At 73.6% G+C, this 12,213-nt stretch carries 13 protein-coding genes; 11 read left to right on the forward strand and 2 right to left on the reverse strand.

Annotated elements, in window-relative coordinates:
- Positions 1-18 precede the first annotated feature (18 nt).
- Positions 19-1,122, reverse strand: coding sequence for an acyltransferase family protein (locus MTO99_RS01880; protein WP_243556479.1), 1,104 nt, complete (start codon positions 1,120-1,122; stop codon positions 19-21).
- Between the two features lie 63 nt (positions 1,123-1,185).
- On the opposite strand from MTO99_RS01880, the gene MTO99_RS01885 reads away from it, so the two are divergent.
- The 9 genes from MTO99_RS01885 to MTO99_RS01925 all read left to right on the forward strand — a co-directional run bounded on the left by MTO99_RS01885 (position 1,186) and on the right by MTO99_RS01925 (position 9,624).
- Positions 1,186-1,974 carry an SDR family NAD(P)-dependent oxidoreductase gene (locus MTO99_RS01885; RefSeq protein WP_243556481.1) on the forward strand — a complete coding sequence of 263 codons (789 nt, stop codon included), beginning with the start codon at positions 1,186-1,188 and terminating at the stop codon, positions 1,972-1,974.
- Entirely contained in the window at positions 1,971-2,699 is a 729-nt protein-coding gene (locus MTO99_RS01890; RefSeq protein WP_243556483.1) for a Type 1 glutamine amidotransferase-like domain-containing protein, read from the forward strand. Before MTO99_RS01885 ends, MTO99_RS01890 begins: the two co-directional genes overlap by 4 nt.
- A gap of 3 nt (positions 2,700-2,702) precedes the next feature.
- Complete coding sequence (locus tag MTO99_RS01895; protein WP_243556484.1) at positions 2,703-3,395, forward strand: uracil-DNA glycosylase; 693 nt, start codon at positions 2,703-2,705, stop codon at positions 3,393-3,395.
- Between the two features lie 72 nt (positions 3,396-3,467).
- A complete protein-coding gene (locus MTO99_RS01900; RefSeq protein ID WP_243556485.1) occupies positions 3,468-4,046 on the forward strand; it encodes a GNAT family N-acetyltransferase in 579 nt (192 codons plus the stop codon).
- Between the two features lie 98 nt (positions 4,047-4,144).
- Complete coding sequence (locus tag MTO99_RS01905; protein ID WP_243558889.1) at positions 4,145-5,536, forward strand: amidase; 1,392 nt, start codon at positions 4,145-4,147, stop codon at positions 5,534-5,536.
- Positions 5,537-5,663: 127 nt separating this feature from the next.
- Entirely contained in the window at positions 5,664-6,602 is a 939-nt protein-coding gene (locus tag MTO99_RS01910) for a siderophore-interacting protein (protein ID WP_243556486.1), read from the forward strand.
- A gap of 4 nt (positions 6,603-6,606) precedes the next feature.
- The gene (locus MTO99_RS01915) at positions 6,607-7,662 is read left to right on the forward strand and encodes a FecCD family ABC transporter permease (RefSeq protein WP_243556487.1); all 1,056 of its coding nucleotides are present in this window, start codon (positions 6,607-6,609) and stop codon (positions 7,660-7,662) included.
- Between the two features lies 1 nt (position 7,663).
- Positions 7,664-8,779, forward strand: a complete 1,116-nt coding sequence (locus MTO99_RS01920; RefSeq protein ID WP_243556488.1) for a FecCD family ABC transporter permease — start codon at positions 7,664-7,666, stop codon at positions 8,777-8,779.
- Entirely contained in the window at positions 8,776-9,624 is an 849-nt protein-coding gene (locus MTO99_RS01925) for an ABC transporter ATP-binding protein (protein WP_243556490.1), read from the forward strand. The genes MTO99_RS01920 and MTO99_RS01925 overlap by 4 nt, the downstream gene beginning before the upstream one ends.
- Before the next feature lie 31 nt (positions 9,625-9,655).
- Here MTO99_RS01925 and MTO99_RS01930 read toward each other — a convergent pair whose 3' ends face one another.
- Positions 9,656-10,525, reverse strand: coding sequence for an oxidoreductase (locus MTO99_RS01930; RefSeq protein WP_243556492.1), 870 nt, complete (start codon positions 10,523-10,525; stop codon positions 9,656-9,658).
- Positions 10,526-10,638: 113 nt separating this feature from the next.
- Between MTO99_RS01930 and MTO99_RS01935 the strand changes: the two genes are divergently transcribed.
- Together MTO99_RS01935 and MTO99_RS01940 are read left to right on the forward strand one after the other, a co-directional pair.
- On the forward strand, positions 10,639-11,058 hold the full coding sequence (locus MTO99_RS01935) for a winged helix-turn-helix transcriptional regulator (RefSeq protein WP_243556494.1): 420 nt from the start codon (positions 10,639-10,641) through the stop codon (positions 11,056-11,058).
- A gap of 98 nt (positions 11,059-11,156) precedes the next feature.
- Complete coding sequence (locus tag MTO99_RS01940; protein ID WP_243556496.1) at positions 11,157-12,206, forward strand: ABC transporter substrate-binding protein; 1,050 nt, start codon at positions 11,157-11,159, stop codon at positions 12,204-12,206.
- The last annotated feature ends 7 nt before the right edge of the window (positions 12,207-12,213 follow it).

Here is a 12,213-nt window from a genome sequence, read left to right on the forward strand (position 1 = left end):
TGCCGCGACGCGCGTCGCTCAGTTCGGCCGGTCGTCGTGGGGGAGCACGATGGTGCCGGTCGGGGTGGCCGGTGCGGGGCGGAACAGCCACCGTGCGCGCGGCTGCACGAGCGGGCGGAACACGCGCCGCACGGGCTTCAGCGACAGCACGATCGACACCCCGATGCAGAAGACGATCATGGCCGGCAGCACCCACCACGGCTGCTGCCCGGCGAGCAGTTCGGTCTCGCGCAGCGGGTACAGCACGAACGAGTGCAGGAGGTAGATGTACATGGTCGCTCCGCCGAACGCGGTGAACCAGCGGTGGCCGCGCGGCATGAGGACGAGGAAGGCCACCGCGAGCACCATGGCGAGCAGCAGCAGCCCGAGCCGGATCAGTCCCGACCACGGCTCCTCGTAGCCGATCGCGACGTACGACTCGTCGTAGAGCATGAACCGGCGCAGCTTGAGGTCGCGCCAGGTCTCGATCGCGGCGGGCATGACCGCCAGCAGCACCGCGAACAGCGCGATCGCCCCGGCGCGCCAGCGCCAGGCCGCCGCGGTCGACAATGCGAGCCAGCGCCCGGTGATGCGCCACTGCCGCAGCTGCCAGCCGAACACGAAGAACGGCAGCATGCCGAACGTGCGGCTGAGCGCGAGGGTCGAGTCGATCGTCTCGGTGTAGCCGGCGCCGATCGAGATGAGGATCGCGATCGGCAGCGGCCAGCGCAGCAGCACCAGGTACGGCAGCACGATGCGCCAGATCGCGAGCGCGATGAGGAACCACAGCGTCCACGAGGCGGTCGTGAAGTCGAGCGCGAACTCGCCGCCGAGCACCCATCGGATCACCGTCCAGATGGTTTCGAAGATGAGGTAGGGGAACACGATCTCGGTGAGGATCTGCTTCAGCGCCCGCGCCGTCGGCGGCCCCGACTTGGCGAAGTACCCCGACACCGTCACGAACACGGCGACGTGGAAGGAGTAGATGAAGAGGTACGCGCTGTAGGCCGCGTCGTCCTCGCCGATGAGGGGCAGGATGCCGTGCCCGATGACCACGAGGGTGATCGCGATCCAGCGCGCGTTGTCCCAGAGAGGGACGCGCCGCTTCGGCATCGGTCGTGCGGTCGGCGCTGGGTGGTGCATCCGACCATTCTTCCCTGACCGGCCGGGACGCGCGATCCCCACCGTGCGCGGCAGAATGGGCGCATGACGCAGTTGCGAGCCGTGGTGACGGGAGCCAGTTCGGGGATCGGGGCCGCCACGGTGCGCGCCTTCCGCGCAGCCGGATGGGAGGTGGTGGCGGTCGCCCGCCGCGAGGAGCGCCTGCGGGTGCTCGCGGCCGAGACCGGGGCATCCGTCGTGGTCGCCGACGTCACCGACCAGGGCGACGTCGACGCGCTGCGCGACCGGCTGCGCGAGATCGGCCCGATCCATGCGCTGGTGAACAATGCGGGCGGGGCGAAGGGTCTCGACAGCGTCGAGGCGTCCGACCCCGAGGACTGGCGGTGGATGTTCGAGGTGAACGTGCTCGGCACGAAGCGGGTCATCGGCGCGCTGCTGCCGTTGCTGCGCGAGGGCGCGGTCGAGCGCGGCGTCGCCGACATCGTGAACCTCACCTCGATCGCGGGGCACGTCGCATACGTGGGCGGCGGCGGCTACAACGCGGCGAAGTTCGCCGAGCACGCCCTCACCGCGGTGCTGCGGCTCGAGCTGAACGGCGAGCCGATCCGGGTGATCGAGGTCGCGCCGGGCATGGTCAAGACCGACGAGTTCGCGCTGGTGCGGTTCGGCGGCGACCGCGAGCGGGCGGACGCGGTCTATTCGGATGTCCCCGAGCCGCTGGTCGCTGAGGACATCGCCGAGATCATCGTGGATGCTGCGACGAAGCCCCGGCACGTCGACCTCGACCTGATCGTCGTGAAGCCGGTCGCGCAGTCGGCGCCGCACCTGGTGGCCAAGGGCCCGCTCACCGTGCGATCGGCGGGTCGGGCATGAGCGTGCATCTGGTCGGCGGCGGGACGTTCGAACCGACGGATGCGACGGCGCCGATCTGGGCCGGATTCCGCGACGAGGCGGCGGCGCACGCCGCCCGGGCCGGGCGCGAGGTGCCGCGGATCGCGGTGATCACCGCGCGCAGCGGCGACCCGGCCGCGCAGGCGGTGAAGATCGTCGCCCTGCTGGAGGGCGCGGGGCCGGTGGAGGCGCGCACCACCGTCGTCCTGGCCGCCGAGGCGGCGGTGTCGGCCGCAGCGCTCGCCGACGTGGACGGCGTCGTGGTCGGCGGCGGGCATGCGCCGAGCTATCGTGCGGCGGTCGAGCCGGTGTTCGGCGAGCTGCGCCGCCAGGTCGCCGCCGGCGTGCCGTACCTGGGCTTCTCGGCGGGTGCGATGATCGCCGCCGAGCGTGCGATCATCGGCGGGCGCCGGATCGGCGGGGTCGTCGTCTCGCCCGAGCCGGGCGATCAGGAACTCGACGAGGTCACGATCGCGCCCGGCATCGGGCTCGTCGACGTCGCGATCGAGGTGCACGTCGCCCAGTGGGGCGCGCTCTCGCGCCTCGTCGCCGCGGTCGAGGCCGGGCTCGTGGAGGGCGGGCTCGGCATCGACGAGGACACCGCGCTCGTCGTCGGCGACGGCGGGCTGCGGGTCGTCGGGGCCGGGAGCGTCTGGCGGGTGCTGCCCGGCGAGCAGGGCGTGGTCGTCGCGACGATGGGAGCCTGAGGCGTGCCGAAGACGCTGCCCGAGCTCGCCGAGGCCGGGCTCATGGATCCCGGCTGGGCCGACGCCCTCGCTCCGGTCGCGGGCGACATCGCCCGGATGGGCGACTTCCTGCGCGCCGAGACGGCCGCCGGCCGCGGGTACCTGCCCGCGGGCGACCACGTGCTGCGTGCGTTCGCGGCGCCGTTCTCCGACGTGCGGGTGCTCATCGTCGGCCAGGACCCGTACCCCACCCCGGGGCATCCGATCGGCCTGTCCTTCGCGGTGGAGCAGCACGTGCGCCCGATCCCGCGGAGCCTGCAGAACATCTATCGCGAACTCGCCGACGACCTCGGCGTGCACCCGCCCGCGCACGGCGACCTGTCGGCCTGGACCCGCAACGGCGTCATGCTGCTGAACCGCGTGCTCACCGTGCGGCCGGGTGCGCCCGCCTCGCACCGCGGCGCCGGATGGGAGGCCGTGACCGACCACGCGATCCGCGCCCTCGTCGCGCGAGGCACGCCGATGGTCGCGATCCTCTGGGGGCGCGACGCGCAGTCGCTGAAGCCGCTGCTCGACGGCACGCCCGCGATCGAGTCGGTGCACCCCAGCCCGCTGTCGGCCTCGCGCGGCTTCTTCGGATCCCGGCCGTTCAGCCGCGCCAACGCGCTGCTCGCCCAGCGCGGCGGGCGACCCGTGGACTGGAGCCTGGAACCGTGACCGCGGAGCATCCGATCGCCCCCGCCGGCCCGGCCGCCTGCCGGGCCGGCCGTCCGGAGTAGGGTGGGCGCCATGCTCGAGGAGGAATACCAGGAGCGCCGGGTGCTGCCGCCCCACCTGCGCGCGCCCGAGCCGGCCGAACGGCCGTTCGCGTTCGCGATCCGCGACGCCGTCGCCGCCGACCTGCCGAGCGTGCGGGAGATCTACAACTACTACGTCGCCAACTCCACCGTCACCTTCGACGAGGACGCGATGACCCTGCGCGAGTGGAAGCAGAAATTCGCGTACCTGCACAAGCTCGGCATGCCGTTCCTCGTCGCCGAGTCGCCCACCGGGCAGCTGCTCGGCTACGCGCTCGTGCAGCCGTGGAAGCAGAAGCGCGCCTACCGGTTCACCGTCGAGAACTCGATCTACCTCGGCCCCGCGGCCTCGGGCAAGGGACTCGGGAAGGCGCTGCTCGCCGAGCTCATCGCCCGATCGAAGGCCGCCGGGCTGAAGGAGATGATCGCCGTCATCGCCGACCAGGGCGCCGAGGCGTCCATCGGGCTGCACGAGAAGTTCGGGTTCACCGAGATCGGCCGCATGGGCAAGGTCGGCTTCAAGTTCGACCGGTGGCTCGGCACGGTGCTCATGCAGCGGTCGCTGAAGTGAGCGACGACGTGCGCGGTGCGACCGGCGCCGCGGCCGGCGCCGGCGCTGCGCCCGGCGCACCCGGCGCCGCCGCGCCGCACGAGCGGACCGCGCTCGACCTGCACACCGCGCTGCAGCGCGGCCGGCTGTCGCCGACCGAGGTCGCCGAATGGTTCCTGGAGCGCATCGACCGGCTCGGTGACGACGTCGGCGCGTTCGCCGAGATCACCCCCGAGCGGGCGCTCGAGCGCGCCCGCCACGTCGAACGCGAGGTGCCGAAGGCCGCGCCGCTGTGGGGCATGCCGCTCGCCGACAAGGACCTGCACTCGCGCGCGGGCGTGCCGACCCGGTTCGGGTCGCGGGCGTTCGCCGACCACGTGCCCGACGAGTCCGACGACCTCGTGCTCGATCTCGATCGCGCGGGCGCGGTGAGCCTCGGCAAGACCGCCACCCCCGAGTTCGGCCTGCCCTCGTACACCGAGCCCGTCGGCGCGCCGCCGGCGCGCTCGCCGTGGGATGCGCGGCTCGGCGCCGGCGGGTCGAGCGGGGGAGCGGCCGCCGCCGTCGCGGCGGGCCTGCTGCCGTTCGCGACCGGCTCCGACGGCGGCGGGTCGGTGCGCATCCCGGCCGCATCCTGCGGCCTGGTCGGGGTGAAGCCGTCGCGCGGTCGCGTCCCGTCGGGCTCGGGGCTGGGCGGGCTGGCGGGCCTCAGCGTCGTCGGGCCGCTCGCCCGCACGGTCGCCGACGCGGCCCTGCTGCTCGACGGCGTGATGGCGCCGGCCGGATACCCCGTCCAGCACCGATTCGCGGTGCGGGCGCCCGGCAGCGACGGGCCGTACCTCGGCGACGCGCTGTGCGGGGAGGGGCGATTCCAGATCGGGGTCCTGACCGACTCACCCTGGGACGACGCCTACGACATCGAGATCGCCCCCGAGTCGCGCGACGCGCTCGCGCACGCGGTCACCCTGCTCGACCGGCTCGGGCACGGCGTCGACGAGCTCGTGCGCGCGCCCGAGCCCGGGTACCCCGCGGCGTTCCGCACGATCTGGCAGGCGTCGGCGGCGACGATCCCGCTCGAGGGCGAGGCGCTGGGGCTCGTCGAACCGCTCACCGCCTGGCTCGTCGATCGGGGCCGCGCGCTCGGCGCCCGCGATCTCGCCGACGCGCTCGCCTGGCTCGCGGGGTTCGAGCGCCGCACCATCGGCCGGTTCGCGGCGTACGACGCGGTGCTCACGCCGGCGCTCGCGCTCACCCCGCGGCCGGTCGGCTGGTACGACGCGGCCGACGGCGAGCGCAACTTCGCCCAGCAGGTGCAGTTCACGCCGTTCACCTCGTTCGTGAACGTCGCCGGGCTGCCGGCGATCTCGCTGCCGGTGCACACGACCGCGACGGGGTTCCCGATGTCGGTGCAGCTCATCGGGCGCCCGGGCGGCGAGGCGACCCTCTTCGCGCTCGCCGCGCAGCTCGAGCGGGTGGCGCGGCTCGCCGGGCGGCGCCCGCCCGTGTGGTGAGCGGGCGGCGTCGGCTCATGCGGTGAGCGGCGGCGTCGGCTCCTGCGGTGAGCGGGCGGCGCCCGCCCGTGCGCGTCGGCGGCGAACGACGATGCGACCCACGCACCGCGTGTGCGACACTTAGGTAATGCTCACCTCACTCGCCGTCGGCACCGAGGTTCGTCCCGCCTACCGCTCGTACCGCGTCGCCGTGCGACGTGCCGAGCGCATCGCGCCGAGCTTCGTCCGCGTCACGTTCACGGGCGACGAACTCGGGCTCTTCGGCACCGCGGGGCTCGACCAGCGGGTGAAAGTCGTGCTGCCGCTGCCCGACGACCTGGTCGCCACCGGCGACGGGTTCGCGTCGTTCCCGACCGGCGACGACTGGTACACGCGCTGGCGCGAACTGCCCGAGGCGCGGCGCAACACGTTCCGCACCTACACGGTGCGCGCGGTACGGCCCGCCGAGCGCGAGGTCGACGTCGACTTCGTGCTGCACGGCGAGACCGGCCCGGCGTCGCGGTGGGTCTCCCGGGCGCAGCCCGGCGACGAGGCGGTGCTGATCGGCCCCGACGAGCGTTCGACGGGCCGCGCGCTCGGCATCGACTGGCGGCCCGGCGAGGTCGAGACCGTGCTGATGGCCGGCGACGAGACCGCCGCGCCCGCGATCTGCGCGATCCTCGAAGCTCTGCCGCGCGACGCGCGCGGCTGCGCGTTCATCGAGGTGCCGAGCGAGGGCGACGTGCTCGACGTCGACGCACCCGACGGCGTCTCGGTGCGCTGGCTGCCGCGCGGCGAGCACGCGGCCCACGGCGACCGGCTCGTGCCGGCGGTGCGCGACGGCGCGGCCCGCATCATGAGCGCACCCGGCGAGGTCGTCGACCTCGACGACGTCGACGTCGACGCCGAACTGCTGTGGGACGTGCCCGAGGGGCGCAGCCTCGACGGCGGCGTCTACGCCTGGGTCGCCGGCGAGGCATCCGTCGTGAAATCGATCCGCCGCTACCTGGTCTCCGAGGCGGGCCTCGACCGCCGCCGCGTCGCGTTCATGGGCTACTGGCGGCTCGGGCGCTCCGAGCTCGACTGAGCGGATGTCCCGCACCCTCGATCCCGTCTCCGCGCCGGGCGCCGCAGCGGCGCCGGGTCGCGCCCGCCGGACCCCCCGCGCGGCGCGGCGACTGCTCGCGGTGGCGCTGTCGCTCGTCGTGCTCGTGGCCGCCGTGTGGGCGAGCCTCGCGTTCGGCGTGCGCGCGATCGACCCGGGCGCGGTCTGGCAGGCGTTGGTCGCCCCCGTCGAGGGCGATCGGGCGCACGAGATCGTGCTCGAGCTCCGCGTGCCGCGCACCGTCATCGGCCTGCTCGCGGGCGTCGCGTTCGCGCTCGCCGGGGCCCTCATCCAGGGCGTGACCCGCAATCCGATCGCCGACCCCGGTCTGCTCGGCATCAACTCGGGCGCCGCGTTCGCCGTGGTGCTCGCGATCCAGCTGCTGGGGCTCACCGAGCCGGCCGCGTACGTGTGGTTCGCGTTCGCGGGTGCCGCGGCGGCGGCCGCCGCCGTGTTCGCGATCGGCGCCGCCCGCCCCGACCGGCTCGCGCTGGTCGGTGCGGCGATGACCGCGCTCATCACCCCGCTCACGACGCTCGTGCTGCTCGGCGACATCGAGACGTTCGACCAGTACCGGTTCTGGGTCGTGGGCTCGCTCACCGGGCGGGGCCTGTCGACGGCCGCGGTGCTGTGGCCGTTCGTCGTGGTCGGTGCGGTGCTGGCGATCGCGCTCGCGCACCGCATCAACGGGCTCGCGCTGGGCGACGACGTCGCGCGCGGGCTGGGGCAGCGGGTCGGCACGACGCGGGCCGTCGCCGCGGTCGCGATCGTCGTGCTGGCCGGCACCGGGGCCGCCCTGGCCGGCCCGATCGCACTGGTGGGGCTCGTCGTGCCGCACGCCGCCCGTCGGCTCGTCGGGTCGGATGCCCGCTGGGTGATCGCCTGCTCGATCGTGCTCGGGCCTGCGATGCTGCTCATCGCCGACGTCGTCGGCCGCCTCGTCGGTGCGCCGGGCGAGCTCGAGGCCGGTGTGGTGGCCGCGGTGATCGGCGCCCCCGTGCTCATCGCGGTCGCCCGCAGCCGCAGCGTGGTGGGGGTGTGAGATGACGGCACCGATCGCTCCTGCGCCGCGTTCGACGCGGCCGTCGGGAGGCGCACCCGGCGCGATCTCCGATGCGGCCCGGCCCGGGGCGTCCGAGACGCTCGCGACGATCGCCGCGGTGCGTCGCGCCCGGCGCCGGCGGGTCTCCTGGGTGCTCGCCGGATGCCTCGCGCTGCTGCTCGCGGTCGGCGCGATCGCCCTCGTGCTCGGCGCGGCCGACGTCTCGGCGGACCGGGTCTTCCTCGCCCTCATCGGGCTCGGCGACGAGGGCGACCGGTTCGTCGTGATGCGGCTGCGGGTGCCGCGCATCCTCGCCGCGATCGTGTGCGGTGTGGCGTTCGCCCTGGCGGGCGCGGTCTTCCAGGCGGTGCTGCGCAACCCGCTCGCGAGCCCCGACATCCTCGGCATCTCGGGCGGCGCGAGTCTCGGCGCCGTGTGGGCGCTGCTCGTCCTCGGCCTCGGCGGGGCCGCGGTGTCGGGCATCGCGTTCGTCGCGGCGCTCGCCGTCGCGGTCGCCATCTGGGCGCTCGCCTGGCGTCAGGGGCTGCACGGCATCCGCTTCGTGCTGGTCGGCGTGGGCTTCGCGTACGTCACCGGGTCGCTCGTCGCGTGGCTGCTCACCCGCGCCGAGGTGCGCCAGGCGCAGTCCGCGCTCGCGTGGACGGTCGGCAGCGTCGCGGACGTGCGCGGCGACGAGCTCGGATGGCTGGCGGCCGCGGTCGCGGTCGGATGCATCGTGGTGGCGGCGCTCGCCCGCCGGCTGGGGGTGCTCGCACTCGGCGACGATCATGCGCGCGGGCTCGGCGTCGCCGCCGACCGCACCCGCATCGTGCTGCTGCTGGTCGCGGTCGCACTGGTCGCGCTCGCGACCGCTGCCGCGGGCCCGATCGCGTTCGTGGCCCTCGTCGCCCCGGCGATCGCCCGCGCCCTCACCGGCGGGGGCGCCGCGCTCGCGGCGTCCGCGGCGACCGGTGCCGCGCTCACGCTGACCGCCGACGTGATCGGCCAGTACGCCCTGCCCGGCATCGTGGCCCCCGTCGGCATCGTCACGGGCGTGATCGGTGCCCCCTACCTGCTGTGGCTGCTGGCCACCACCGAGAGGAGGCGACGCGCATGAACGCGAACGCCGAGTCATCCGCGCCCGCCTCTGACGGCGACCGCACCCTGCGCGCGCACGCCGTCTCGATCGGGTACGACGGGCGCCGGGTGATCGAGGGGCTCGACCTCGAGATCCCCGAGGGCCGGGTCACCGTCATCGTCGGACCGAACGCGTGCGGCAAGTCGACCCTGCTGCGCGGGCTCGCCGGGCTGCACCCGCTCGAGGCCGGGCGGGTCACGGTCGGCGGCGCCGATGCGCGGTCGCTCGGCCGGCGACGCTTCGCGAAGCTCGTCGGCGTGCTGCCGCAGACCTCGGTCGCCCCCGACGGTGTGCGGGTCGCCGAACTCGTCGCCCGCGGTCGGTTCCCGCACCAGGGCTGGTTCGGCCGGCACTCGAGCGACGACGACGCGGTGGTCGCCGAGGCGCTCGCCGCGACCGGGATCGCCGACCTCGCCGACCGCAGGCTCGAGGAGCTCTCGGGCGGCCAGCGGCAGCGGGTCTGGATCGCGATGGTGCTCGCGCAGCAGACCGACATCGTGCTGCTGGACGAGCCGACCACCTACCTCGACCTCACGCACCAGATCGAACTGCTCGACCTGCTGCGCACGCTGAACCGCGAGCGCGGCACGACGGTCGTGATGGTGCTGCACGAGCTCAACCTCGCCGCCCGCTACGCCGACCGCATGGTCGTCATGTGCGAGGGGCGCGTGGTCGCCGAGGGGGCGCCTGCCGAGGTCATCACCGACCGTACGGTCGCCGACGCGTTCGGCCTCGAGGCGCAGATCGTCGTGGACCCGGTGAGCGGGTCGCCGCTCGTGGTGCCGGTCGGGCCGATCGCCGCGCAACGCGGCGTTCCCGCGTGAACCTCGCCCACCGGATCCGCTCGACCGGGGCTCAGCCGGCGATGCCGTCGAGCTCGCGCAGATCCTCTTCGACGAGGGTGAGCCGGGAGCCGGCGATGTTCTCGCGCAGGTGCGCGGTCGACGACGTGCCGGGGATGAGGAGGATGTTGGGGGAGCGGTGCAGCAGCCAGGCCAGCGCCACCGACAGCGGCGTGGATCCGAGCCGCGTCGCCACACCGCTGAGCGCGTCGGACTGCAGCGGGCTGAAGCCGCCCAGCGGGAAGAACGGGATGTACGCGATCCCCTTCGCAGCGAGGCGGTCGATCAGGTCGTCGTCACCCCGGTTGGCGAGGTTGTACCGGTTCTGCACCGAGACGATCTGCGCGATCGACTGCGCCTGAGCGACCTGTTCCGCGGTGGCGTTGCTGACGCCGAGATGACGGATGACTCCCTGTCGCTGCAGGTCGACGAGGGTGCCGAAGGCTTCCTCGATGTCCTCCGGCACGGTGCCGCTCGCGTCGCCCAGGCGCAGGTGCACCAGGTCGAGCGCGTCCAGGCCGAGGGTTTCGAGGTTGTCGTCGATCTGCCGGCGCAACTCGTCGGGCGTGCGTGCGGCCGGCCATCCTCCCTGTGCGTCACGACGGCCGCCGACCTTCGTCGCGATGAGGAGATCGGCTGCGTAGGGGTGGAGCGCTTCGCGGATGAGGTCGTTGACGACGCGAGGTCCGTACGTCTCGGCGGTGTCGATATGGGTGATGCCGCTGTTCGCCGCTTCGCGCAGGACCGCCAGCGCTTCGTCGCGGTCTTTCGGCGGTCCCATCACCCAGGGGCCGGCGAGCTGCATGGCGCCGTAACCGAAGCGGGTCACGGTCCGGTCGCCGAGGGTCCAGGTGCCGCCGGGGAGGACGAGGGTCGAGCTCATCTGAAGCCTTTCGTGAGGGGAACGGAATCGGATGACCTCCACTCTGGGCTCGCCGCTACCCTTTCGGAAGGAGTTACCTGAAGGTGCCTAACTCTCGATTCGAGGAGCGCTCTGTGACCACGACCACCGCCGCCGACCGACGCGCGCACGCCAAGACGCAGTACAACGCGTTCCTGGCCGCGTGCCCGAGCCAGCGGCTCCTCGCCCGCATCTCCGGCAAATGGGTCGCGCTCGTGCTCTCCGCCCTCGGCAGCGGCCCCGACTGCGACGGCGAGCCGCGTCCTCTGCGCAACTCCGAACTCGCCCGCATCTTGGCCGGCGTCAGCCCGAAGATGCTCTCCCAGACGCTCCGATCCCTCGAGCGCGACGGGCTCGTGACCCGAACCGTGACGCCGACGGTTCCGGTCACGGTCAGCTACGAGCTCACCGATCTCGGGCTCTCCCTGCACCGCACCGTGCGAGAGTTGAAGCGCTGGGCCGAAGCCAATCGTGACGCCGTGACCGCGAACCAGCAGCGGTACGACGGCGCGTGACCGGGCGTGGTGCCGGTCGGGCCGATCGCCGCGCTGCACTGATGCGATGAGTTAGGTTAGGCTTTCCTCAATCCCAACTCTTCGAACAAGGAGCATCCGTGCGTCTTCGCCGATCCCTGACCGCCATCGCCGGCCTCGCCGCCGCCGCGACCCTGCTCACCGCGTGCGCCGGCACCGCCTCGGGCGACGACGCAGCCGCGCCCGAGTCGGGCGGGTTCACCACCACCGAGGCGACCGACGAGTTCCCGCTGGTGATCGAGCACGCGTTCGGCGAGACCGAGGTCGCCGAAGCGCCCGAGCGGGTCGCCACGTGGGGCTGGGGATCGACCGAAGCGGCCATCTCGGTCGGCGTCTACCCGGTCGCCGTCGCCGAGCAGAGCTGGACGGTCGGCGAGGGCAACCTGCTGCCCTGGGTCGAAGAGGCCTACGACGAGGCCGGCATCCCGAAGCCCGCCGTGCTCACCGACGCCGACGGCGGCGCGACCATGCCCTACGAGGAGTTCGTCGCGGCCGACCCCGACCTGATCGTCGCGCCGTATTCGGGCCTCACCGAAGAGCAGTACGACCTGCTGAGCGACATCGCCCCCGTGGTCGCGTACCCCGACGCGCCATGGACGACGAGCTGGCAGGACACCATCTCGATCACGGCGAACTCGCTCGGCCGCTCGGCCGCGGGCGACCAGGTGCTGCGCGACATCGAACAGGGCATCGCCGACGACGCGGCCGCCCACCCCGAGTTCGAGGGCGCGACCTTCGTCAGCATCTGGGACGGCGACGGCGTCGTCTCCGTCTACACCGAGGCCGATGCCCGGGTCTCGGTGCTCACCGGCCTCGGACTCGAGGTCGCGCCGTCCGTCGCCGAGCTCGACTCGAGCGACGGCGGCTTCTACTACGACCTCAGCTACGAGCAGGTCGACCAGCTCGACGCCGACTTCGTGATCCTCTTCGCCGCCAGCGAGGACGCGGCGGCGGCCTCGCTCGCCAAGCCGGAGCTCCAGGCGATCCCCGCGGTCGCGGCCGGCAAGGTCGTGCAGGTCGTCGACCCGGTCACCGTGTCGTCGGTCTCGCCGCCGACCGCGCTCAGCTTCGGCTGGCAGGCGGGGTGGCCCACGCTCGTCGCGGACATCGCCTCGGTGCTCGCGGGCTGACGCACCG

This window comes from Agromyces larvae (genome assembly GCF_022811705.1).
In the GTDB taxonomy this organism is placed as follows: Bacteria; Actinomycetota; Actinomycetes; order Actinomycetales; family Microbacteriaceae; genus Agromyces; species Agromyces larvae.